The following is a 21,683-nucleotide window of genomic DNA, read 5'->3' as shown; positions in this document are numbered from 1 at the left end:
GTGGATCCTATCTTGCGCGTCGGAGGTGTCGTCAAGTTCGGCCTCGCATCGAATTCATCATTTTGAGGTTGAATGTCGCGGGTATCAACTTCCACTCATTGTACCGGTTCTTCGGCAGAAACGCGTAGGGCGCACAGTTCTCGACCGCACGCTTGGCATTTTCCGCCATGGCCAGGCTGACGGTACGGGACGGTCCGGTCATGCCGACGACGGCGGGAGCAGCAAAGAGCGATCCATCCGGCCGTAGCTGGATATCGAGATCAACGGAGATCTTGTCTTCATCCACGCCGCTATAGGGCGCATTGAAGCAGCGGGTGACCGCCTCCTGGAACGCGGCCTGCCAGCTCGCGACATTGGCCTCTGCCGTTCCTCGCACCGAGCCCAGCGCCGCATTCGCATTGATCTCGGATCCCGTGACCGCCTGCCGCGTCGGATCTTTCTGATTGATCAAGCTCGCCATCTTCTCGGCGTCGAACTTGCGCTCGCTCTTGTGCTTGGGCGGCTCCGGCGGCGCGGCGGCGGCCTGCGGCTTCGGCGGCTGCTTCGCCTTGTCCTTGTTGAGCACGCTGGCGATCTGGTCCGGATTGAACGGGTCCGGCTTCTTCTCCTCCGGCTTCGGCTTCTCGGCCGGCGCGGGCTTCGGCGGCTCCGGCTTCTTCTCGGCCACCGGCTTCGGCGTATCCGGCTGCTTCTCGACCGGCTTCGGCGGATCGGGCTTCTTCTCGACCGGCTTCTCCGGCTTGGGCTGCGGCTCAGGCGCGGCGTCGGTCTCGGTGACCTGCTTGGTATCGACCTTGCCGACGATGTCCTCGGTCGGCTTCTTCTCGCCGATCTTGTCGGCCAGCAGCTTCTGGGATTCCTTCTTGCCCGTCAGCGCGCCGGCCTTGGCCTTCGAGCTGTTGTCCTCCGAGATCACGTCGACCGGCACAAGGTCCTCCGGCGGCGCCACCATCGAGCGCGCGGAGAAGCTGAACAGGCCCCAGCACAGCACGAGCACGTGCAGGGCGACGGACAGCACTGTCCCCTTGCGCGTGCGCACGAACCGGATGAGGTCCTTCGACGTCATGAGCCCTGATCCGGCAGCACGACGATGCTGGCGCGATAGCCGGCATCGCGCGCCAGGCCCAGCACCTTCATCATGTCGGAGTAGCAGGCGTCGCGATCGCCGCGGATCTTGACGACGTTGTCGCCGCCGCCGGCGCCCACCTCCTTCATCGCCTTGATCTTCGGCCCAAGTTCGTTGATCGCGATCGGCGAGTCACCGAGATACACGTCCACCTTCGACGCGCAGCCGCCGCCGGTCTTCTTCACGGTGACCTCGAGCGGTGGCTTGGCGTCGGCCGTCGAGGCCGAGCCGCCTTGCGCCTGGGGCAGGTCGACCTGGATGTTGACGGTGAGCAGCGGCGCCGCGACCATGAAGATGATCAGCAGCACCAGCATGACGTCGACCATCGGCGTGACGTTGATCTCCGCCATCACGGCCGCCTTGCGCCGACCGCGGCGACCACCGCCGCCGGACGCGCTGCCCATGCTCATGCCCATGCTGTGGTACTCACGATCCGGATGCCACTATACCTGCCCTCATCCCCGCTCGTCGATCTGACGGGACAAGATGGCCGAAAATTCATCTGCGAAGCCTTCCAACCGCTGCGCCTGCCGGTTCACCTCCGAAGAGAACTTGTTGTAGAAAATCGTCGCCGGGATGGCCGCGATCAGGCCGATGGCAGTGGCGAACAGCGCCTCCGCGATGCCCGGCGCGACCACCGCCAGCGAGGTGTTCTTGGAAGCCGCGATCGCCTGGAAGCTGGTCATGATGCCCCAGACCGTGCCGAACAGACCGACGAACGGGCCGGCGGAACCGACCGTGGCAAGCACCAGGAGACGGCGTTCCAGCCGCTCGACCTCGCGCGCGATCGACACGTTCATCACCTTCTCGATGCGCATCTGCAGGCCGGCGAAGGAGCGCGCGTGGCCCTCGAACGAGCGCTTCCACTCGCGCATCGCCGCCACGAAGCACGCCGCCATGGATTGCGTCGGCTTCGCCGATAGCACCCGGTACAGCTCCTCGATGGATTCTCCGGACCAGAAGGCCTGCTCGAACCGGTCCATCGAGCGACGGGTCCGCGAGAACAGGAACATCTTGTCGATCGCAATCGCCCAGACCCAGATCGAGCAGGAGATCAGGCCGAGCATGATGATCCGAACTACCCAGCCGGCATTGCCGAACAGATCGATCAGGGACAGGCCGCCGCTATCGACAGACATCTGCAGTATCCTCTCAACCAATCATCCCGGGATGCCCGGGACCATGCAGCCGCCGTTCCATGCCGGATGCCGTCGCGGCGGAAAGCGCCTGCGCGAGAAAACCCTGAACTGATCGCTTTAAGAGGCCCGCCGAAGCCATAAGCGGCCTGCTTCCTCTGCCAACGTGTCAAAACAAGGGCTCTTGGCGCGCGTAAGCGCCCCTTAACCAAACCCCCTCCGGGGTTAAGGCGGGGTTACCGCGGAGTATTGCCGAGGTCAAAGGTCCAGCCGGACCAGCCAGATAGAGCCTTTGTGATCAGCCGCTTGACCGTTTTGGCCGGCGGCGGACAGCGGCCAGCCGCCGCAGGCGGGCGGTATCGGAGAACGCAAAACGCCCGCCGGCGGGGGAACCGCAGGCGGGCGTCTTGTGCCGTCAGGGCGGGGGCTGAAAGCCCTGCGGCGTCAGGTGAGAGGCGATCAGCTCTGCGGCTGGTCGTTCGGCGGGGTCGGACGCGGCTTGTGCTGGGCCATGAACGCGTCGAACTCCTCCTTGTCCTTGGCGTGGCGCAGCCGGGTCAGGAAGTCACGGAACTCCTGCTGCTCCTCTTCGAGCCGCCGCAGGGTCTCCATGCGGTACTCGTCGAAGGCGCGGTTGCCGCTCGAAGCCGGCTGCGAGAAACCGAAGCCGAAGCCGCGGCGCTCCATCTTGTCGCGCATGCGGTCCATCTTCCACTGCATCCGTTCCATCTTGTTCGACCAGCGATCGCCGCCGTTCCAGCACGACATCTTTCTGCTCCCGAGTGTGAAAAAGAGAAGGGCAAGTCCGATCGGCCACCAGATGATGAAGCCGAGCACGGTCACGGCGATCCAGCCGGGATGCCAGGGCGACTCCATCATGCGGGGCCGGTACCTCTGCTCCTCCTCCGAACCGCGCCAACGATTGACATCTGCGGTGTAGGCCATCTCCCTCTCCATTCGCGGCGCCATGCCGTGTGAATGTAAATAACATTTACATAGCTAGCTCAACCCGGGATTTTGTCAAGGCGACCGCCTGACGCGTCGCTCGAATTATTTTTCGGCGTTCTTTGAACCTTATTTCGGGCGGCCCCAGGGCCCTGCCGGCTTGTCATCGTCCGGCAGCGGCGGCGGCTCGGCAGCGGAGGACGGCGCAGGCCGGCGGTCGGTCGGGAAGCCGAGCCCGCGCAGATAGATCAGCAGCTCGGCCTCCAGCAGCTCCTCGGGCGACATCGGCAGCTTGCGCCGGGCGGCATCGCCGCGCGCAAACAGCGAGGCGATGCCATGCGCCATCGACCAGATGTGCAGCGCCATCATCAGGGCCGGCGGCCGCGGCATCCCGGGCGGCGCCAGCGCCGCCAGCCGCTCCGCCGCGGCCCGAATGACGCCGAAAGCGCGCTCACCCGCCGCCAACAGGCCCGCGGTGGAGTCCGCCGGCACGCCGGATTCGAACATCGCCGAGTAGAACGCAGGCTCCGAACGGGCAAATGCCAGATACGCCTTGCCGACGCGCTCGAACGCCGTGACGGTGTCGGGCCGGCCGTCGTCCCACGCCGCCGAGAGCTGCGCCTCGAACTGCTCGAAGCCGCGCTGGGCGATGCTCGACAGCAGTTCATCGCGGTCGCGGAAGTGGCGATAGGGCGCGGCCGGACTGACGCCGGCCATGCGGGCCGCATCGGCAAAGGTGAAGCCGGCAGCCCCCTTCTGCGCGATCAGGTCGAGCGCCGCCTGCAGCAGCGCCTCCTTGAGGTTACCGTGATGATAGCCGCGCTCGGCGCGGCGCTCTTCCTTGCGCCAGCTCATGTAAATGGCTTTTACATGAGCCGGGTCGAAGGAAGCCAGCGACTTTTGGGCGGGGTCAGCCGCCGACTTCCGGGACGCTCTATCGCGCCGTTCGGTTAAGCCCCCGCGAACAGGTGCCACCCTCGTCCCTTGAGGCCCCCCGCAAGGGGCAGGGTGGCACCGAACTCGCCGCGGGATCAGCGCGCCCGGCACAAGCGCCGGGCGCCCGCAGCAAGCGGGACGTTCACCTCAGCCGACGTGCTCCGCCCTGCAGGCCGCTCAACTAGCCGCCCGGAATCGGCAGCACCGGCATGATCTCGACCCGCTCGCCCGGGAAGATCGCAAAATGCGGATGGTTGACGAACATCTTCGCGGCATCCTCGTGCGACGCGGCGCGGACCACGGTGAACGCGCCCATCTCGTTGGCGATGTCGTTGACGCCGCCCTTGTCGACCCGCTTGGTCTTGCCGAGCGGCCCGCCCATCGCGACGATCGCGCCCTTGTGTTGGTCCACCCAGGCATGCCAGGCCGCCATGCCCTGCTGTCCCCTGGCGTTGCGCTCCGTCTCGGACAGCGCCTCCCAGGCTTTCCAGACCGGACTGGTCTTGCTGCCGAGAAAGACGGCGAGATAGGTGTTGCTGTTGTCACTCATTGCACTTCCCTCTCCTGCTGTGAAACGGATCGATCAGACACGGCCGGCATGCGGCAGCTCGGCGAAGCCCGCCGCCGCCTGCTGCACCTCCTCGGAAAAGTCGGCCATCTCCTGGACCTGGCGAATCTCGATGATCTCGTTGTCCGAGGCCGGGCACTGCCTGGCCCAGGCGATCGCCTCGTCGCGCGAGGCGACCTCGATCATCCAATAGCCGCCGAGCACCTCCTTGGCCTCCGCGAACGGGCCGTCGGTCACCACAGGCTTGCCGCCCGCGAACGAGACCCGCGCCCCCATCGACAGCGGATGCAGGCCCTCCAGCGTGATCAGCACGCCGGCGTCCTTCAGGGCCTCGTTGTGGCGCATCATCGCTTTGACACGCTCGGGATCGAGCTGCACGTCCGGCGGCGCACTCTCATAGCCGAGCGGGATCATCAGCATCATGAATCGCATCGCGTTTATCCTCCTCTCCTGATCAGGGTCGGTTCAGTTCCTGGCGGCCTGCGCACGCAGCCGTTCGACCCGCTCACGCAATTCGGACGTGAACGTCTCGCCGAAATCCTCCGCGGCATAGACCTGGCGGATCTCGATCTCGCCGCTCGGGAACGGCGCCCGCTTCATGTGCTCGATCACCTCCTCGAGCGAGCCGGCCTTGAGCATCCAGAAGCCCGCCGCGAGATCGCGGGAGAGATCGAACGGACCGCGCGCGACGCTCGGCGTCCCGTTCGAGAAGTCGATGCGCGCCCCCTTCGCGGTCGGATGCAGGCCCTCGCCGGCCTCCATCATGCCGGCCTTCACCAAGCCCTCGTTGAACCGGCCCATCGCCGCGAACTCCTCGGTGGTCGGCAGGATTCCGGCTTCCGTGTCCCTGGTCGCCTTCACGATCACCATGAACCGCATGGCTGCTCTCCCCTGATGCTGTCCGGCAGGACTGCCCTGCCCTCATCAGTAGGACGATCCGGCCCCGGTACGGCCGACACGCTCCCGCAATTGTTTTGGCCGGGTTCCCGGTTCAGCCCGGCTCTTGCGGGAACATGTGGAAATAAGGCTCGGCCTCGGCGAGCACCCGCGCGACGGAGGGCCGCGTCTTGAGCCGGTCGAGATAGGCAGTGACCCCAGGCAGCCCATCACCCAGCGGCTCCACTCTGTCGGCGTAGAACAGCGCCGGCAAGGCCGCGCAATCCGCCAGGGTGAAAGGGTCGCCCATCGCCCAGCCACGCGGCGGCAGCTCGGCCTCGAGCATGGCGTAGGACGTGCGCAGCCGGCTTCGAGCGTCGGCGACGCCGAGCGGATCGCGGGCATCGGCCGGCCGCAGCCGGTCGAACACGACGGTCTGCGTCGGCATGTGCAGATAGAGGTCGAGAAAGCGATCGCGTAGACGTGTCCGCAAGGCGAGATCGGGATGATCGGGAATGAAGCGCGTCCTGCCCGCATAGTGCTGGTCGAGATACTCGATGATGATGCTCGATTCCGGAATCGTGCGCTGCTCATCGCGCAGCACGGGAAATTTACCGACCGGCCACAGCTTCAAGAACGCCGCGCGCTCATCCGCGTCCCCGAGATTGATCAGCTTCGGCGTGAACGAAACGTCGTTCTCATACAGCGCGATCAGCACCTTCCAGCAGAACGACGACAGCGGATGATAGTAAAGGGTCAGGGACATCGTACGCTCCTGCTGAGTTGAGTGAGAACAAGTCGTTTGGTCCCGAACGCGCGGCCGCAGGGCGGTGCGCTCCCGCGGACCGTTGTTCACGGGGAGAGGGTTGAGCTGAGGCGCTAGACGCACGGGTGGTGTGAGTGGAAAGACCTGCGCTCCCCCGGAACCCGGAGCGCGCCGCGAGATATGGGCTCACACGCCCCGAACGGGGGCATAGCGCGCGATGACAACGCCGTTGGACAGCGCCCGGCTGTCGATCAGGCGGAGCTTCAAGGCCTGCCCCGGCTTGAACAGCGGCCGTCCGGCGCCAAGCACGCGCGGATTGATCGCGATTCGAAGCTCATCGATCAGGTCGTGTGCCACAAGCGTCGAGCCGAGGTCGGCGCTGCCGAACAGGAACAGGTCCTTGGCATTCTCCTGCTTGAGCTTGTCGACCTCGGCCGCGAGCTCCGGACCCAGCAGATGCGCGTTTGACCATGCCAGGCGAGACAGCGTGCGGGAGGCAACATATTTGGGGATGCTGTTCATGACGTCGGCGATCACGCCCTTCTCGGTCGGCCAATAGCCGGCCATCAGATCGTAGGTCACCCGGCCGAACAGCAATCCGCCCGCCTCGTGCAGTTGCGTCTCGGAGATATGCTCCAGCTCCGGGCCCCACACATCTTCGTGCCAGGAGATGTCGCCGTTCGGGCCCGCAACCATGCCGTCCAGCGTCATCATGTTCCACATCACCAGTCTCGCCATCGACTGCCTCTCCCTGACTGCTTTCATTTTGCAAGCAGTTGGAGAATGCCCAGACCGGTGCAATATTGCAAGCGGTTTATGCGCGATCCCTGCTCACGAGACTTCGATGTCCGACCCTCAGCGCTCCGGCTGCCCGATCAACCTGTCGCTTGAAGTGGTGGGGGACAAATGGAGCCTCTTGATCATCCGCGACATGATGTTCGGAAATCGCCGGCACTATCGCGAGCTGCTCGGCGGCTCGGAGGAGGGCATCTCCTCGAACATTCTCGCCGACCGGCTGAAGACGCTGCTCGCGGCCGGCATCATCAGCCGTGCGGACGATCCGAGCCACAGGCAGAAGGGCATCTATTCCCTGACCGAGCAGGGCATCGAGCTGTTGCCGATCCTCGCGCAGATGGCGGGCTGGGGTTACAAGTATCTGCCCGTCTCGGAGGAGCTCGGCATCCGCGCCAAGCTATTGATGGAAGGCGGCCCGAAGATGTGGGCCGAATTCATGGACGAGCTGCGCGAAACCCATCTCGGCGCGAAACGGCGCAGGAGGGCTGGACCGAGCGTCGGCGAGCGGCTGCAGGCAGCTTACCAGAAGGTCGTCGCTGCCAAGAAGGCCGAGGCAGGCGGCCGATGATCGCACGCCTCGCGACGCGCACGGATCGTGCGCGCCGCTTCCCGCATCAGAACCGCGTGTTGTCGGCCCTGTAGCGCGATGATTTGCGCGGGGCGCGTTCGGGGGCCTGCTCGAGCTGCGCGATCGGACGGCGATAGGTCTCGGCGCGACGCAGCCAGCCCGCCTCCCACACGCGGTTCGAGGGCAGATTGCGAACCCGCTGTTGCAGCACGACCTGCACCGCGTCGGAATATTCGGCGAGCACGGCCTTGGACTCGGTGGTGGTGCCGTTCATCTTGAGCAGCACCTGCTTGAGACCCCAGCCCTGGCGCTGGCCCGTCTCCTTGTCCACGGCCGTCTCGGACGGATTGGTGCCCTCGCCCTTGAAGTTGATGTAGTCGATCAGCGGGTAGAGATCGTTGGAGGCGCGCACGACTCGCGAATATTGCGCGACGATGTGCTCGCGTTCGGCGCTGTCGGGCGTGTTGGCGAGGATCTTGTCCATCGCGCCTTGCGCACGCGCCACCAGGAACTGCGTCTGCTCCGCAATCGTGTCGAGCAGGAACTGCCGCAATTGCCGCATTTGCGGCGAGTTGAAATTCCGCTTGAAGTCGGCCCGGCTGGTCCACGGGCATGCCGGAATCGGCGTCTTGTCGAGCCATGCAGGCAACGGCGTCTTGCCCTTGCGCAGAAATGCGATCAGCCCCGGAAAACCCTCTTCATAAGGTGGCTTCGCGGTGGACGGGTACCAGATGAAATGCCCGATTCCCAGCGAGGCGAATTCTTCACCCGCATTCCACGACGTGATCGCGTCGCGCCGTCCCCCGGCCTCGTTGAGCCAGATCCTGCGGCCGATCATCTGCGCGACGTCGGCCGGCAGCGCGCGCTGAGGCACCGACAGATTCTTCGTGGTCTTGGCGTCGCTCCGCGGGTCGCCCTTGCGCTCGACCGCGATCGGCTTCGCAGGCTCGGTCGGTGGAACAACCACTTTCAGAGCCGGCGTCTGCACGTCCGACGGCCGCCCCACCGTCTCGGGCTCCGCCGTCTGCGGCTGCTGCGGCGGCGCGACATCGTGCGCAGCCTGCTCGGTCTCTGCCGGTTTCGCAGCAACGCTGCCATCCGCTCCGGCGGCGCCGGACGCCGCGAGCCCGAGGACAATGCACGACAACAGCAGCGCGCCGCACCCGCGCCACAGACCATTCGACCCGTGCGACGAAGCGTGCAGCTCCGTGGTTCTGACGAGGGTGATTCGCCGGCTGATGAATAGATCGCCCATGTCGATTCTACCGAGACTCTTAAACTCTACGCCACCGGTTCAGATTCGTCCCGGACACGTCCGAGAGCCACCCGACGACGGGCAAATCAGCCGACGGCGGGACTGTCCAATTCCACGGGGGAACGCGCCTGGAGAGGCGGCTCTTTTCCTGAAGACTTTCAAGTCGATCACCCTTGTCCAGTGCTTCCCGTAAGAAAGTCCCTCTTTCGCCTTTCCAGAATTCATGCTCCTTTAGCCACGTCCTGTTCCCGATCGAGAGGGATGTTTCGCGGTCGTCACGAACGTGGGGAGCAGGATGCGGTGGACGCGTCGATGTTGCAGCGTGGAGCATGATTCGGAACCGGAGGCCGTTGACGGCTATTGCGCCACAGCTTTCCGACAAGATCATGCTCATATGAGGACACGCAGACGAACAACGCGGCGCGTACGGCGAAATCATGTGGTCCCTGGCATCCCGATGCTGATGCCGTGTCCGATGCGGGAGCGTATTGTGGCGGAAACGGGGGCAAAACAGCCGGTCCCCGGGCATCGCGCAGGGAGGGCCGGGATGTCTCAGCCGAATCTGTGGTTCCTGCCCCGTGCATTTTTCCCGCGGGGGCCATGGGGCGGGCAAGCTCCCGGTCTTCCCTGCGCCCTCCGACCCGAGAGGGAGGCCAGGGCGAGCATGACTCGGGTGCTTCGACACCGCGAGAACGCGAATTGACGTCGTCGTTACCACCCCTGGCTGTTTGACAACGCCCACGAAACTCGCTGGCTATACGCATCGCGCGGAGCTGGATTGAACGTACACTGACAGATGTGACGGCCTTCACAGCCGATCCGCGCAGCGCATGTTAGGACTCAACGACGAGAAGAGCCGGGCTGCCGGCCCGAGGAGTCGACCCCCGTGACGGAAACATCGACGACGACGCTGACTGACAAGGTCGCCCTGATCACCGGGGCGGCACGCGGCATCGGGCTGGCGACGGCAAAGAGATTTCTGCACGAAGGCTGGCGCGTGGCGCTTCTCGACATCGAGAAGACGCTGCTCGACGACGCCACATCGGCACTCAAATCCCCCGATCGAACGCTCGCGCTGCATTGCGACGTCGCGGACGCGGCGATGGTCGCCGATGCGTTGGCGCGCATTGCCGGCCGTTTCGGTCGTCTCGATGCACTGGTCAACAATGCCGGCGTGGCGCGTTTCGCCCCGATCATGGAAACCAGCGAAGCCGACTGGCAACGCATCCTCGACGTCAACCTGACCGGGCCGTTTCTGTGCACGCGCGCCGCGGTGCCGCTGATGCGCGAGCACGGCGGCACCATCGTCAACATCACCTCGATTTCAGCCGTCCGCGCCTCGACGCTGCGCTCCGCCTACGGCACCAGCAAGGCGGCGCTGGCGCATCTGACCAAGCAGCTCGCGGTCGAGCTCGCTTCCACCGGCATCCGCGTCAACGCGGTGGCGCCGGGCCCGGTGGAGACCGCGATGGCCAAGGACGTGCACACGCCGGAGATCCGCGCCGACTATCACGACGCCATTCCACTCAACCGTTACGGCCTCGAGGACGAGCTCGCCGAGGCGATCTTGTTTCTCAGCTCCGAACGCTCCAGCTATATCACCGGACAGATCCTGGCCGTCGATGGCGGCTTCGATGCCGCGGGAATCGGATTGCCGACCTTGCGCGGCCAACGCAGGAACACATGAAACGATGCCGAGCCGGACGCGCATCATCCTGACCTTGCTGCTCGCCGTCCTCTTGTGGGGGATCGCGACGATGCTGGCGCGCGCCGACGTCCGCATCATCTCCTCGCCCGGCGGCGAGGTGGGACCGTTCCTCGATCTGTTCGAGAAGGTGCGCGCCTCCGGGGAGCGTGTCATCATCGACGGTCCCTGCCTGTCGGCCTGCACGCTGGTGCTCAGCGTCGTGCCCGAGGACCGCATCTGCGTGACGCAGCGAGCCTCCCTCGGCTTCCACGCCGCACGCTCGGTCGACCGGCGCGGCCGCGTTTATGCGGAACCCGAAGCCTCCAAGCTGGTGCTGCAGACCTATCCCACGCCGGTGCGCGGCTGGATCGAGCGCCGCGGCGGCCTGACGTCGCGGCTTCTGTTGTTGCGCGGGCGCGAGCTCAAGGCGATGTACCCCTCGTGCCGCTAGCGGCGTCACGCCGCGTAGCCTTCCGCCGGGGAATTGATCATCCACGGAATGCCGAAGCGATCGACGCCCATGCCGAAGCCCTTCGACCAGAAGGTCTTGCCAAACGGCATGGTGACGGCACCGCCTTCGAGGAGCGCGTTGAACTTGCGCTCGGCCTCGGCCGGATCCGCGATCTGGAGCGAGACCGAGATTCCGTGCGGCTTGCCTTGATAATATTCGGGCGGCGAATCCGAGGCCATCAGGACGCCTCCGCCGATCGAGAAGCGGACATGCATGATCCTGTCCTTGTGCTCCGGCGCACACGGCATCTCCGGCGGCGCCTCGCCGTTGCGCATCATCATCTCGATCTTGGCGCCGAGCACCTCGCGGTAGTGCTTGAGCGCCTGCTCGCAATCGCCGTTGAACGTCAGATAGGGACAGATCATCGTCATCCTCCTTGGTTGAAAGATCATTCGTCAGCGCGGCAGCGGCAGCGGCAGCGGCAGCGGCAGCAGCGCGCGCAGCCGGCGATCGCGCAGCCACAAGCCGCCCCACAGCATCAGCCCGAGATAGAGGCCGAACAGGACGTGGCTGAACAGCGGACTGCCGATGCGGACATGAGAAGCGATGGCGCCGCCGAGATAGCCTGTCAGCAGGATCGCCCCGACGAACGACGTCGCCGGCAACGCATAGAGCACGGTGCAGACGATCGTGATCAGACCGAGCGCGCGGGCCGTGCCGTCACTCGCGCCATAGCCCATCTGATCCAGCGTCTGGGTGACGACGGACAGAGGGACGAGCTTGATCGCGCCGTCGAACAGCAGGAACAGGGTCACCAGCCCACTCAGGATGCGGCCGCTCCACAATTCGGCGCGCGAGACCGGTTCTTCCAAGGTGATCGTCGTCATCTGCAGCTCCTCCCCGTAATGCTGCTCCAAGGACGAATGAAGGAGCGTGCCGCCGACAGCCCGGTTCAAGATTTTGGATCGAATCTCAGCGGAATGTCACTGGCCGACCTGGACCTGAGCCGTTGCGCTGTCGCGCATCAGGCGATCGAGCTGCATGCGGATATGCGCGGCCTCCGCCGAGCTGTGCGCCAGCGCGATGGCGCGGTCGAAGGCGGTCCGTGCCTCGTCGGCGCGTCCGAGCTGCATCAGCAGCGCGCCGCGCACGCCGAAGAAATAGAAATAGTTGGCGAGCCGCCCTTCGAGCGGCCCGATCAGGTCGAGCGCCGCCCCGGCGCCGCGGACCTTGGACACCGCAACGGCGCGGTTGAGCGTCACCACCGGCGAGGGCTGCACCACTTCCAGCGCGCCATAGAGCAGGTCGATCTGCGTCCAGTCGGTGTCCTCCGGACGCGCGGCGCGTGAATGCAGCGCCGCGATCGCCGCCTGGATCTGGTACGGACCGCTGCGGCGATGGCGCATCGCCTTGTCGATCAGGGCTGTGCCTTCCGCGATCATCGGCTGGTTCCACAGCGAGCGATCCTGATCCTCCAGAAGAATCGGCAATCCCTCGGCGTCGAAGCGGGCGGCGGAGCGGGCGTGCTGCAACAGCAGCAGCGCCGTCAGCCCCATGATTTCGGGCTCGCTCGGAAACAGCCGCAGCAGCAACCGCGCCAGCCGGATCGCCTCCTCGGACAGCGGCTGGCGCTGCGCGGCGGTCTCGCCGCTGGCCGAATAGCCCTCGTTGAAGATCAGGTAGACCATGGCGGCGACCGCGGTCAGGCGCTCCGACCGCTCGACCGCGCCAGGGGTCTCGAACGGCACGTTCGCCTGCGCGACGCGCGCCTTGGCGCGGGTGATGCGCTGCTCCATGGCGGCCTCGCTGACCAGGAAGGCCCGGGCGATCTGCTTCACCGTCAGTCCGGACACCACGCGCAGCGCCAGCGCGATCTGCTGCGTCGCGGGCAGATCCTTGTGGCAGCAGATGAACAGCAGGCGGAGGATGTCGTCGCGATAATGCGAGCCGTCGAGCCGGTCGGCCAGCGCGCTCTCGGCGTCGTCGAGATCCGAGATCGCCTCGTCCTCCGGCAGCGGCTGCTCGCGGCGGACACGGCGGACGTCATCGATGGCCGCGTTGCGTCCGACCATGATCAGCCACGCCGCGGGATCGCGCGGCGGCCCATTCTGGGGCCAGCTCTTCAGCGCGCGCAGGCAGGCGTTCTGGAATGCCTCCTCCGCCGTGTCGAGGTCGCGGAAATAGCGCAGCAGCGCGCCGACGGCCTGGGGACGTGCTGATGTCAGGGCTGCATCGATCCAGGCCGTATCGGTCATGCCAGCGCTCCACCCGGCCTGAACGTGCCGACGGGACGGATCTCGTAGGAGCCGCCTGGATTGGCCTCACCGAGCTCGCGCGCGACCTCGAGCGCCTCGTCGAGATTGGCACAGTCGACGAGATAGAAGCCGAGCAGTTGCTCCTTGGTCTCGGCATAGGGGCCGTCGATGACGAGCGGCGGATCCTCCTTCCGGAGCGTCGTCGCGGCCGTGGTCGGCAGCAGCCGCGCCACCGGCCCGAGCCGCCCCTGCTTGGCGAGCTTCTCCTGGATGACCGCAAGCTTGGCCATGACCGCGGCATCCTGGTCCTTGCTCCAGGCGCAGACGACATCCTCGTCATGATAGCAGAGCAGCGCATACAGCATCGGAAGTCATCTCCATTCGTCTTCAAGACGGCGGAGTATGCCTCCGGCCGACAGACCCACGAAGTATTTTCGCGGGTTCCGCCTGCAGGAACAAGCCGCCTACCAAGAGATGCCGTACTTGGCCGCGATGTTGCGCGCCCGCGTCTCCTGCGCGCTCTCGCGCGGCTGCCTGGCTCGGCCCGTCTGGCGCTGCGACTGGCCTTGGCCCTGCCCCTGACCTTGCCCTGCGGCACCTTGGCCGCCCGCACCTTGCGCCATGCCGTCCGCGGCGCCCTGTTGACTGGCGGCCTGCGGCTGACCGCCGCCCTTGCCAATGGAAATGCCGTTGGCCGACAGGATCGACCCGACATCGATGGTCTGAGCCTGGACCGAGGCGGATGCGATGACGAAAGCGGCGGCGAGAAGCAATTTGCGCATGACGATGTCTCCGTGTTGATGGCTGGAGATTGGCCTGCGCGCGCGATCTGGTATGTGGAACACGTCACATAAGCTCGAGGACCCCCTGATGACCAAAGGCGCGCTGGCGCTCCTGATCCATGGCGGCACCGATAACTGGTCGCCGCAGCGCTGGAAGGCGCGTTTCGACGACGTCTGCGGCGACCGCCCGGTGGTGCTGCTGCCGGATGCGAGCCTCGATCCGGCGGAGGTGCACTACGCCGCGGTGTGGAAGCCGGTCCCCGGCGAGCTCGCCGGCTTCCCGAACCTGCGCGTGATCTTCAATCTCGGCGCGGGCGTCGACGCACTGATGGCCGACAAGACGCTGCCGAGCGTGCCGCTGGTCCGGGTCGCGGTCGATGATCTTACGGCGCGGATGACCGAATATGTCGTGCTGCACGTGCTGATGCATCATCGGCAGGAGCTGTATCTGCGCGAGTCGCAGCGCGTGAAGCGCTGGGCGCCCAAGTATCAATGGCCGGCGGCCGCGATCGGAGTCGGTATTCTCGGACTGGGTACGCTCGGCATCGATGCGGCCGAAGTGCTCAAGCGGCTCGGCTTCCAGGTCGCCGGCTGGAGCCGCAGCGAAAAGCAGGCGGACGGCATCGAGTGCTTCCACGGTGCGGCGCAGCTGGATGCGTTCCTGGCGCGGACCGACATTTTGGTGTCGCTGCTACCGCTGACGCCCGACACGCGCGGCATTCTCGATCGCAAGATGTTCGCGAGGCTTCGGCGCAGCTCGCCGCTCGGCGCCCCCGTCATGATCAATGCCGGGCGCGGCGGCCTGCAGAACGAGGCCGACATCCTCGCCTGCCTCGACGACGGCACACTTGGTTCGGTCTCGCTCGACGTGTTCGGCCAGGAGCCGCTGCCGGTCGACAGCCCGTTCTGGAGCCACCCGAAGGTGGTGCTGACGCCGCACAATGCGGCCGACACCGACGCCGACGCGATCTCGCGCTACGTCGCCGAGCAGATCGCGACCTTCGAGGCCGGCGGGGCGCTGCGCAATCCGGTCGATCGCGTCAGGGGATATTGAACCGCTATTTGTTGCCGACCATCACATCGATCGCGCCGGCGACGATCGCCTCCAGCTCCTGACGCGGCGCCCGCGCGCGCGCCCGGACAGCGATCGAGTGGATCGTCGCCGACGCCAGACGCGCCAACACGACGGGATCGGCGTCGGCCGGCAGCTCGCCTTTTTCCTTGGCGCGGCGGAAGCAATGCGCAAACGCCTTGTCGAGCTCGGTCAGCGCGTTCTGCACCATGGCGCGGATGTCGGGGTCGGCGACAGCCTCCGAGCCCGCCGTCATCACCGTGAAGCAGCCGCGCGGTCCCTCCTCGCCCGACAGATAGATGTCGAGCGCCGTGGCGAAGATCTGCTCGAGCTGCCGTCGCACCGGCCAATCGTTACTGAAGACGTCGCCCATGAGGACGCGGGCATTGTCGCGATAGCGCTGATAGCTCTTGATGTAGAGCTCGCGCTTGTCGCCGAACGCGCCATAGAGGCTCGGCCGGTTCATGCCGGTGGCGGCGCTGAGATCGTCGAGCGAGGTCGCGGCGAAGCCGGTCGACCGGAACAGGTCGAGCGCCTTGCCGAGCGCGACATCCGGCTCATACGCCCGCGGCCTCCCGCGCCGCTTCGGCTGGTCGGGGGCACCCGCCTTTTCTATCGGACGGTCGCCTTGCGGCGGCCCTTTCTTTTTTTGTACCATTTCGCACTAAATTCCTTGACCGAGCCCATATTATGCGAGACAGTATAAAAATCAACCAATGCTCCGGTCCGGAGCCCGAGGGAGACGTCCATGGACCTGTATTTCTCGCCGCTCGCCTGCTCGCTCGCCACCCGCATCGCGCTCTACGAAGCCGGCGCGAAGGCGAACTATCTCGAGGTCGATCCCAAGACCAAGATCGTCCTCAACGACGGCTCCGATTTCCGCGCCGTCAACCCGCTCGGGCTCGTCCCGACGCTCCGCACCGATGACGGCGACCTGCTGACCGAGAACGCCGCGATCCTGCAATATGTCGCCGATCGCTTCCCCGAGGCGAAGCTCGGCACCGGCCCCGGCATGGACCGCAGCCGGCTGCATCAATGGCTCTGCTTCATCGGCACCGAGCTGCACAAGGGCCTGTTCATTCCGATCCTCGACAAGACCGCGCCCGAGGAAATGAAGGCTCATGTCCTGAAAAAGAACCTGTCGCGGCTCGATCATCTCGAGAACCATCTGCGGGATCGCGACTATCTGCTCGATCATTTCACGGTCGCCGACGCGTATCTCGTCACCGTGATCAACTGGACCATGGCAACGCCGCCGGTCCAGCTCGCGAGATGGCCGGCCGTGAAGGCGTACTACGAGCGCCTGCGCGCGCGGCCGTCGATCGCCCGTGCCATCGCCGAGGAGTTCAAGCTCTACAAGACGGAACTGGCGCGGCATAAGGCAGCGGCCTAGGAACAGGCGGCCTGGGAACATACGAGTCTCATCTCCCTCGATTGGGAGATGAGACCTCTTCATGGGGAAGATGAACCATCGCTCATTGACCGCTTCTCCACCGCGCCGGATGCTTGACCGCGATCATTCCGGGTTGCAATCCTCGAATCGCAGGAGGATTGCACGTGGCAACCACATCCGTACGAGACCGATTGCTGGCGGACCGGCGCGCGCTGCTCGATCTGGGCACGCGCAACCGGCTCGTGCACATCCCGCTCAAGACCAAGACCATCCGCACCATCGACATCGTCGGCGCGCGCTCTGCTGCGCTCTTCGAGCTTCTCGGCGAAGGCAAGCGCTTCACGTTCCTTCCGACGAAGGCAGAGACTGCGGAGGCGGAAGGCACCCTGCCCTTGAGCGTGCCGGCACCTCGATCCGACACGCCGACCACCAAGGTGGACCAGGAAGGTGATGATTCGGAGTCGCAGACGCGGCAGCCGGACACCCGGCTCAGGACCCGGCTGTCATCGGAGGCGCTGCAGAAGCGCCTGCTGGATATCTGGTACGACGCACGAACGCTCGAGGAAGAACAGGGCGTCAATATCCTCTATCTCGCCTTCGGGCTACTGAAATGGTTCGAGGACGACAAATCCGATGTCGAGCGCTTCGCGCCGCTCGTCCTGCTGCCCGTCCGTCTGGAACGCAGCAGCGCCGCCGATCGGTTTCACCTGGTCTCGCGCGCTGAGCCGCCGTCGCCGAACCTCTCGCTCCAGGCCAAGCTCGACGCCGAGTTCGGACTCAAGATCGAGGATTTTGGCGACGAGGACGATGTCGACATCGCGGCCTATCTCGCCGGCGTCGCGGAGACGGTCGCCAACAAACAGCGGTGGGAGGTCAGGACGGACGCGATCGTCCTCGGCTTCTTCTCGTTCTCCAAGTTCCTGATGTATCGCGATCTGGACCCTGACAACTGGCCCGCAGATGGCGGCCTTGATCGTCACCCCCTCATCGCAGCGCTGCTTCAGGACGGTTTCGAGGGCGCGGAGCCGATCGTGGCCGACGACGGAAAGATCGATTCCGTCATCCAGCCGGTGGCGATGAACCATGTCGTCGATGCGGATTCATCGCAGGCCGTGGTAATCGAGGAAGTGGTCCGCGGACGCGACCTCGTCGTCAAGGGACCGCCTGGAACCGGCAAATCGCAGACCATCACCAACATCATCGCGTCGGCTGCCGCCGAGGGGAAAACGGTGCTGTTCGTCGCCGAGAAGATGGCGGCGCTCGAGGTCGTGCACCGGCGGCTGAAGCATGTCGGTCTCGGCGCGCTCGCGCTGGAGCTGCACTCCAACAAGGCCAACAAGCGCGTTCTGCTCGAAGAGCTGAAACGCTGCAAATCGGCTGAGGTCCCGGTCCCGCGCGGCGAAGCCACGCTGGTGCAGCGCCTGACCGACAGCCGGGACGGCCTCAACCGGCATGCGGAGATGATGCACCAGCCGCATCAGCCGAGCGAACTGACACCGTTCAGGCTGCTGGGTCATCTCGTGCGCTCTGGGGACAACTCCGCGCAGCCTCCCTATCCGTTGCAGGGTGCCCCCTCTTGGTCTCCCCTCGATCTGGAGCGGCGGCGTGAGCTGATCGCCGAACTCGCCGAACGAATTGCGGCCGACGGCGCGCCGCACCTGCATCCCTGGCGCGGTGTCGGCCGCGACGCGCTGGATCCAGCCGAGATGACAGAGCTGCGAAAATCGCTCGACGACATTTCGAACGTTGTCGGCAGCGTATCCACAGGCGCGGCCCGCCTCGGCACGCTGCTCGATCTCCCGCCGCCGGCCACCTTGGCCGATGCCGCGGGGATACTCGCCTTCGCCGAGGCCGCGGCCGCGATGCCGGAGTGCGATCGGACGTCCTTCCGCGACGGCGTCTGGAGCCAGACCGGACTCATCACGGACATCATCGACAAGGGGCTGCGTTACGCGAAATTGAGGACGGCCTTCGAGAGCGCCTTCGTCGAGGCCGCCTGGGATGCGCCGATCGCCGAGTGCCGCAAGGTCATCGCCGAGAAGGGCCGCTCCTGGCTGCGTCTGCTCAGCCCGCGCTATCGCGAGCAGGTGGTGCTGCTGGCCTCGTACCTGAAGGTGCCGATGCCGAAAACGCTCGAGCAGCGGCTTCTGCTGCTCGACGGCCTCATCGCGGCGCAAGCCGCACGCCGGTCCTTCGCGGAGGTCGAAGCTGCCGGCAGCACCGCATTCGGAACGGCGTGGCAGAAGGAACGGTCGGACTGGGATGCGTTGTCCAGATTGGCGACCTGGTGGAGTGCATTCCCCAAGCCGTTCGCAAACGACGAAACGCGCCAGCGGCTGACGCAGCTGGCCTTGTCGGCCGATGATCGGCAATCGATCGAACAGCTCAACCACGACCTCGCAAGTCTGAGGTCCGGCCTCGGCAGGCTGATCGACTCTCTCCAGCTGGAGCCTGCCCGCATCCCGCTCGAGGCCGGCGACCAGATCCGGTTGGACGGCCTGTCGCAGACTTTGTCGGAGTGGCAGAACGCGACCGAGCGCCTCACCCGCTGGATCGCATTCATGGACCGGGTCCGCCTTGCGCGCGCGCAAGGCCTCGCCGCGCTGGTCGACCGCACGCTCGATGGCTCCTTGCCAGGCGAAGGGCTCGAAGCCGCCTTCGACCGGTCCTATTACGACGCCATGCGCAGCGTGATCTTCGCCGATCATCCTGAACTGAAACGTTTCGACGGCGAATCGCACGATCGGCTGGTCGATGGCTTCCGCAAGCTCGACGTCGCACGGATGCAACTGGCCCGCGATCAGATCGCCCACGAGCATGCCGCGGCCCTGCCGCGCAACGCCGGCGGCATCGGGCCGCTCGGTGTGCTCAACGGCGAGCTTGCCAAGAAGCGCAATCATCTGCCCATCCGCCAGCTCCTGGAACGGGCCGGTCCGGTCATTCAGCAGATCAAGCCGATCTTCCTGATGAGCCCTCTGTCGGTGGCACAGTTCCTCAAGCCTGGCGCGATCGCCTTCGATCTTCTGGTGGTCGACGAGGCCTCGCAGATCGAGCCGGTCGACGCGCTCGGCGCGGTCGCGCGCTGCCGGCAGATCGTGGTCGTCGGCGACGAGCGGCAGCTGCCGCCGACGCGCTTCTTCGCGAAGCTGACAGGTAACGACGACGAGGACAATGACGACGAGGATCAGCCGACCTTCCAGGTCAAGGACGCCGAGAGCATTCTCGACCTCTGCCTTGCCAAGGGCCTGTCGCATCGGATGCTGAACTGGCACTATCGCAGCAAACACCAGTCGCTGATCGCCGTTTCCAACAAGCAGTTCTACGACAACCGGCTGTTCATCGTGCCGAGCCCGTACGACGCCGTCGCGGGAATGGGATTGAAGTTCAACTACAACCCCGATGCGCACTACGAACGCGGCAGCAGCCGGACCAACCCCAGGGAAGCGCGGCTCGTCGCCGAGGCCGTCATGCGCCATGCGCGCGAGACGCCGGACCGAAGCCTTGGCGTCGCGACCTTCTCGGTGGCGCAGCGCCAGGCGATCCAGGATCAGCTCGAAATCCTGCGCAAGGAAAACCCGGCAACGGAGAGCTTCTTCGTCCGCGGGGCCAGCGAGCCGTTCTTCGTGAAGAACCTCGAGAACATCCAGGGCGACGAACGCGACGTCATCTTCATCTCCATCGGCTATGGGCGAACCAAGGAAGGTTTCGTCTCGATGAGCTTCGGCCCCCTCAACTCCGACGGAGGCGAGCGCCGGCTGAACGTGCTGATCTCGCGCGCCAAGCTCCGATGCGAGGTGTTCTCGTCGATCACCGGCGACGACATCGACCTGTCGCGCGCCAAGGGCCGCGGCATCGCGGCCCTGAAGACGTTCCTGACCTTCGCGCAGACGGGGCAGCTCGGCATCGCGCAGGAGACCGGGCGCGATCCCGACTCGGTGTTCGAGGAGCAGGTCGCCGCAAGGCTGCGGGCGCTCGGCCACGACGTGAAGACCCAGATCGGCACCGCCGGATTCTTCGTCGACCTCGCCGTCGTCGATCCCGACAAGCCGGGCCGCTTCCTGCTCGGAATCGAATGCGACGGCGCCCAGTACCATGCGTCTCGTTCGGCGCGAGACCGCGACCGCCTTCGGCAGAATGTGCTGGAAGCGCATGGCTGGGTGCTGCATCGCATCTGGTCGACCGACTGGTTTCTCCGTCCCAAGGAGGAAACCGAGAAGGTCCTCCGCGCGATCGACGCTGCGAAGGCGCATTGGCGGGACATCGACCAAGGGACGGCGCGAGCTCAACCCGAGCCTCCGGCATCCTCCGATGTGCCGGCGCCGGAGCAGACCGAGCAGCGCCCTCAGGAGATCCTCGCACAGGCACCGACGGTGGCCCCCTATGAAGAGGCGAAGCTGCGCGTCCGTCGGGAGATCGAGCCGCACGAGACGCCGCTTGCCGACATGACGCGGCATGTCGTCGAGATCGTCGCCATCGAGGGGCCGGTGCATGAATCGGAAATCATCGTCCGGATCAGATCGGCCTGGGGCCTTGCCCGCGCCGGCAATCGCATCCGCGATGCCGTGAGAGCGGCGCTGACATCGGCAGTTGCGAAGGGACAGATCGCCGGAGGTCCGTTCTACGCCGTGCCGGGACAGGCGATCGTCGTCCGCACGCGCGAGGACGTGCAATCGCAGTCCTTGCGCAAGCCCGAGATGCTGCCGCCGGAGGAAATCAAGGCGGCCATCATGCAGATTGTCGAGCAGAACTTCGGTGCCGAGGAGGACCAGTTGATCCAGGCGGTGGCCCGCTTGTTTGGCTTCGGGTCGACCAGCGCCCAGCTGCGGGAGACCGTGCAGGGCAGTCTCAGAAGTCTTCTCGACGCAGGACACCTGCGCCGCGAAGGAGCGCTGCTGACCAGGCCGCAGGAGGCCTCGCCGGCGGCGCAGGACTGACCGGCTGAATGCGTGCCGGGAATCACGGCCCGAACGCCGCGTCACAGCCGCCCCGCGGAGCGCACGTCGCACCGCGTTGCGCAGGAGGCGCTGGCAACGACGATCTCGCGATCCATCCGCGTGCTGCAATGGCGGTGG

At 65.8% G+C, this 21,683-nt stretch carries 23 protein-coding genes; 6 read left to right on the top strand and 17 right to left on the bottom strand.

Going from position 1 to position 21,683, the window contains the following annotated elements; genetic code table 11:
* Positions 1 to 31 precede the first annotated feature (31 nt).
* The 10 genes from QX041_RS25045 to QX041_RS25000 all read right to left on the bottom strand — a co-directional run bounded on the left by QX041_RS25045 (position 32) and on the right by QX041_RS25000 (position 7,091).
* On the bottom strand, positions 32 to 1,066 hold the full coding sequence (locus tag QX041_RS25045; protein ID WP_315717582.1) for a protein TolA: 1,035 nt from the start codon (positions 1,064 to 1,066) through the stop codon (positions 32 to 34).
* On the bottom strand, positions 1,063 to 1,542 hold the full coding sequence (locus QX041_RS25040; protein ID WP_316166871.1) for a biopolymer transporter ExbD: 480 nt from the start codon (positions 1,540 to 1,542) through the stop codon (positions 1,063 to 1,065). The genes QX041_RS25045 and QX041_RS25040 overlap by 4 nt, the downstream gene beginning before the upstream one ends.
* 39 nt (positions 1,543 to 1,581) lie before the next feature.
* Positions 1,582 to 2,265 carry a protein TolQ gene (gene tolQ / locus QX041_RS25035; RefSeq protein WP_315717584.1) on the bottom strand — a complete coding sequence of 228 codons (684 nt, stop codon included), beginning with the start codon at positions 2,263 to 2,265 and terminating at the stop codon, positions 1,582 to 1,584.
* Positions 2,266 to 2,721: 456 nt separating this feature from the next.
* Positions 2,722 to 3,207 (bottom strand): DUF2852 domain-containing protein, encoded by a 486-nt coding sequence (locus QX041_RS25030; protein WP_315717585.1) that lies wholly within the window; start codon positions 3,205 to 3,207, stop codon positions 2,722 to 2,724.
* A 129-nt stretch (positions 3,208 to 3,336) separates the two neighbouring features.
* Entirely contained in the window at positions 3,337 to 4,062 is a 726-nt protein-coding gene (locus QX041_RS25025; protein WP_315717586.1) for a TetR/AcrR family transcriptional regulator, read from the bottom strand.
* Between the two features lie 262 nt (positions 4,063 to 4,324).
* Complete coding sequence (locus QX041_RS25020) at positions 4,325 to 4,693, bottom strand: hypothetical protein (protein ID WP_316166869.1); 369 nt, start codon at positions 4,691 to 4,693, stop codon at positions 4,325 to 4,327.
* Between the two features lie 33 nt (positions 4,694 to 4,726).
* Positions 4,727 to 5,143 carry a YciI family protein gene (locus QX041_RS25015; protein WP_316166868.1) on the bottom strand — a complete coding sequence of 139 codons (417 nt, stop codon included), beginning with the start codon at positions 5,141 to 5,143 and terminating at the stop codon, positions 4,727 to 4,729.
* Between the two features lie 33 nt (positions 5,144 to 5,176).
* On the bottom strand, positions 5,177 to 5,590 hold the full coding sequence (locus QX041_RS25010; RefSeq protein ID WP_316166866.1) for a YciI family protein: 414 nt from the start codon (positions 5,588 to 5,590) through the stop codon (positions 5,177 to 5,179).
* Between the two features lie 112 nt (positions 5,591 to 5,702).
* Positions 5,703 to 6,353, bottom strand: a complete 651-nt coding sequence (locus tag QX041_RS25005; RefSeq protein ID WP_316166864.1) for a glutathione S-transferase family protein — start codon at positions 6,351 to 6,353, stop codon at positions 5,703 to 5,705.
* Positions 6,354 to 6,539: 186 nt separating this feature from the next.
* A complete protein-coding gene (locus tag QX041_RS25000; protein ID WP_316166863.1) occupies positions 6,540 to 7,091 on the bottom strand; it encodes a dihydrofolate reductase family protein in 552 nt (183 codons plus the stop codon).
* 106 nt (positions 7,092 to 7,197) lie between these two features.
* Between QX041_RS25000 and QX041_RS24995 the strand changes: the two genes are divergently transcribed.
* Positions 7,198 to 7,716: a helix-turn-helix domain-containing protein gene (locus tag QX041_RS24995; RefSeq protein ID WP_316166861.1), complete on the top strand. Its 519-nt coding sequence runs from the start codon at positions 7,198 to 7,200 to the stop codon at positions 7,714 to 7,716.
* Between the two features lie 46 nt (positions 7,717 to 7,762).
* On the opposite strand, the gene QX041_RS24990 is transcribed toward QX041_RS24995, so the two are convergent.
* Complete coding sequence (locus QX041_RS24990) at positions 7,763 to 8,971, bottom strand: hypothetical protein (protein ID WP_316166860.1); 1,209 nt, start codon at positions 8,969 to 8,971, stop codon at positions 7,763 to 7,765.
* An 886-nt stretch (positions 8,972 to 9,857) separates the two neighbouring features.
* On the opposite strand from QX041_RS24990, the gene QX041_RS24985 reads away from it, so the two are divergent.
* Positions 9,858 to 10,658 (top strand): SDR family oxidoreductase, encoded by an 801-nt coding sequence (locus tag QX041_RS24985; RefSeq protein WP_315753952.1) that lies wholly within the window; start codon positions 9,858 to 9,860, stop codon positions 10,656 to 10,658.
* A 4-nt stretch (positions 10,659 to 10,662) separates the two neighbouring features.
* The gene (locus tag QX041_RS24980) at positions 10,663 to 11,109 is read left to right on the top strand and encodes a hypothetical protein (protein ID WP_315753955.1); all 447 of its coding nucleotides are present in this window, start codon (positions 10,663 to 10,665) and stop codon (positions 11,107 to 11,109) included.
* Between the two features lie 5 nt (positions 11,110 to 11,114).
* On the opposite strand, the gene QX041_RS24975 is transcribed toward QX041_RS24980, so the two are convergent.
* The 5 genes from QX041_RS24975 to QX041_RS24955 form a co-directional block, all read right to left on the bottom strand.
* Positions 11,115 to 11,534: a VOC family protein gene (locus tag QX041_RS24975; RefSeq protein WP_315753957.1), complete on the bottom strand. Its 420-nt coding sequence runs from the start codon at positions 11,532 to 11,534 to the stop codon at positions 11,115 to 11,117.
* Between the two features lie 30 nt (positions 11,535 to 11,564).
* Positions 11,565 to 11,996, bottom strand: coding sequence for a DoxX family protein (locus QX041_RS24970; RefSeq protein WP_316166859.1), 432 nt, complete (start codon positions 11,994 to 11,996; stop codon positions 11,565 to 11,567).
* Between the two features lie 96 nt (positions 11,997 to 12,092).
* Positions 12,093 to 13,364, bottom strand: coding sequence for an RNA polymerase sigma factor (locus QX041_RS24965; protein WP_315717599.1), 1,272 nt, complete (start codon positions 13,362 to 13,364; stop codon positions 12,093 to 12,095).
* The gene (locus tag QX041_RS24960) at positions 13,361 to 13,729 is read right to left on the bottom strand and encodes a YciI family protein (RefSeq protein ID WP_315717600.1); all 369 of its coding nucleotides are present in this window, start codon (positions 13,727 to 13,729) and stop codon (positions 13,361 to 13,363) included. Before QX041_RS24960 ends, QX041_RS24965 begins: the two co-directional genes overlap by 4 nt.
* A 99-nt stretch (positions 13,730 to 13,828) precedes the next feature.
* Entirely contained in the window at positions 13,829 to 14,146 is a 318-nt protein-coding gene (locus QX041_RS24955) for a hypothetical protein (protein ID WP_315717601.1), read from the bottom strand.
* Between the two features lie 88 nt (positions 14,147 to 14,234).
* Here QX041_RS24955 and QX041_RS24950 point away from each other — a divergent pair, with 88 nt between their 5' ends.
* Positions 14,235 to 15,200 (top strand): glyoxylate/hydroxypyruvate reductase A, encoded by a 966-nt coding sequence (locus QX041_RS24950; RefSeq protein WP_316166858.1) that lies wholly within the window; start codon positions 14,235 to 14,237, stop codon positions 15,198 to 15,200.
* Positions 15,201 to 15,204: 4 nt separating this feature from the next.
* On the opposite strand, the gene QX041_RS24945 is transcribed toward QX041_RS24950, so the two are convergent.
* A complete protein-coding gene (locus QX041_RS24945) occupies positions 15,205 to 15,876 on the bottom strand; it encodes a TetR/AcrR family transcriptional regulator (RefSeq protein ID WP_316166856.1) in 672 nt (223 codons plus the stop codon).
* Positions 15,877 to 15,966: 90 nt separating this feature from the next.
* On the opposite strand from QX041_RS24945, the gene QX041_RS24940 reads away from it, so the two are divergent.
* The gene (locus QX041_RS24940) at positions 15,967 to 16,611 is read left to right on the top strand and encodes a glutathione binding-like protein (RefSeq protein ID WP_316166854.1); all 645 of its coding nucleotides are present in this window, start codon (positions 15,967 to 15,969) and stop codon (positions 16,609 to 16,611) included.
* Positions 16,612 to 16,775: 164 nt separating this feature from the next.
* Complete coding sequence (locus QX041_RS24935) at positions 16,776 to 21,545, top strand: DUF3320 domain-containing protein (protein WP_316166852.1); 4,770 nt, start codon at positions 16,776 to 16,778, stop codon at positions 21,543 to 21,545.
* Positions 21,546 to 21,683: the final 138 nt, after the last annotated feature.

Source organism: Bradyrhizobium sp. SZCCHNRI2009 (assembly GCF_032485115.1).
Taxonomy (GTDB): domain Bacteria; phylum Pseudomonadota; class Alphaproteobacteria; order Rhizobiales; family Xanthobacteraceae; genus Bradyrhizobium.
Note: the sequence above shows the minus strand (reverse complement) of the source record. Positions and strands in the feature narration are given on the sequence as shown.

What these genes read in the sequence shown, in the direction of transcription:
- QX041_RS25010 (WP_316166866.1), bottom strand. Translation starts at nt 5,590, where the DNA reads ATGCGGTTCATGGTGATCGTGAAGGCGACCAGGGACACGGAAGCCGGA.
- QX041_RS24955 (WP_315717601.1), bottom strand. Translation starts at nt 14,146, where the DNA reads ATGCGCAAATTGCTTCTCGCCGCCGCTTTCGTCATCGCATCCGCCTCG.
- QX041_RS24995 (WP_316166861.1), top strand. Translation starts at nt 7,198, where the DNA reads ATGTCCGACCCTCAGCGCTCCGGCTGCCCGATCAACCTGTCGCTTGAA.
- QX041_RS25000 (WP_316166863.1), bottom strand. Translation starts at nt 7,091, where the DNA reads ATGGCGAGACTGGTGATGTGGAACATGATGACGCTGGACGGCATGGTT.
- QX041_RS24990 (WP_316166860.1), bottom strand. Translation starts at nt 8,971, where the DNA reads ATGGGCGATCTATTCATCAGCCGGCGAATCACCCTCGTCAGAACCACG.
- QX041_RS24980 (WP_315753955.1), top strand. Translation starts at nt 10,663, where the DNA reads ATGCCGAGCCGGACGCGCATCATCCTGACCTTGCTGCTCGCCGTCCTC.
- QX041_RS24960 (WP_315717600.1), bottom strand. Translation starts at nt 13,729, where the DNA reads ATGCTGTATGCGCTGCTCTGCTATCATGACGAGGATGTCGTCTGCGCC.
- QX041_RS25015 (WP_316166868.1), bottom strand. Translation starts at nt 5,143, where the DNA reads ATGCGATTCATGATGCTGATGATCCCGCTCGGCTATGAGAGTGCGCCG.
- QX041_RS24970 (WP_316166859.1), bottom strand. Translation starts at nt 11,996, where the DNA reads ATGACGACGATCACCTTGGAAGAACCGGTCTCGCGCGCCGAATTGTGG.
- QX041_RS25005 (WP_316166864.1), bottom strand. Translation starts at nt 6,353, where the DNA reads ATGTCCCTGACCCTTTACTATCATCCGCTGTCGTCGTTCTGCTGGAAG.
- QX041_RS24945 (WP_316166856.1), bottom strand. Translation starts at nt 15,876, where the DNA reads ATGGTACAAAAAAAGAAAGGGCCGCCGCAAGGCGACCGTCCGATAGAA.
- QX041_RS24950 (WP_316166858.1), top strand. Translation starts at nt 14,235, where the DNA reads ATGACCAAAGGCGCGCTGGCGCTCCTGATCCATGGCGGCACCGATAAC.
- tolQ (WP_315717584.1), bottom strand. Translation starts at nt 2,265, where the DNA reads ATGTCTGTCGATAGCGGCGGCCTGTCCCTGATCGATCTGTTCGGCAAT.
- QX041_RS24940 (WP_316166854.1), top strand. Translation starts at nt 15,967, where the DNA reads ATGGACCTGTATTTCTCGCCGCTCGCCTGCTCGCTCGCCACCCGCATC.
- QX041_RS24965 (WP_315717599.1), bottom strand. Translation starts at nt 13,364, where the DNA reads ATGACCGATACGGCCTGGATCGATGCAGCCCTGACATCAGCACGTCCC.
- QX041_RS25025 (WP_315717586.1), bottom strand. Translation starts at nt 4,062, where the DNA reads ATGAGCTGGCGCAAGGAAGAGCGCCGCGCCGAGCGCGGCTATCATCAC.
- QX041_RS25040 (WP_316166871.1), bottom strand. Translation starts at nt 1,542, where the DNA reads ATGGGCATGAGCATGGGCAGCGCGTCCGGCGGCGGTGGTCGCCGCGGT.
- QX041_RS25030 (WP_315717585.1), bottom strand. Translation starts at nt 3,207, where the DNA reads ATGGCCTACACCGCAGATGTCAATCGTTGGCGCGGTTCGGAGGAGGAG.
- QX041_RS25045 (WP_315717582.1), bottom strand. Translation starts at nt 1,066, where the DNA reads ATGACGTCGAAGGACCTCATCCGGTTCGTGCGCACGCGCAAGGGGACA.
- QX041_RS25020 (WP_316166869.1), bottom strand. Translation starts at nt 4,693, where the DNA reads ATGAGTGACAACAGCAACACCTATCTCGCCGTCTTTCTCGGCAGCAAG.
- QX041_RS24975 (WP_315753957.1), bottom strand. Translation starts at nt 11,534, where the DNA reads ATGATCTGTCCCTATCTGACGTTCAACGGCGATTGCGAGCAGGCGCTC.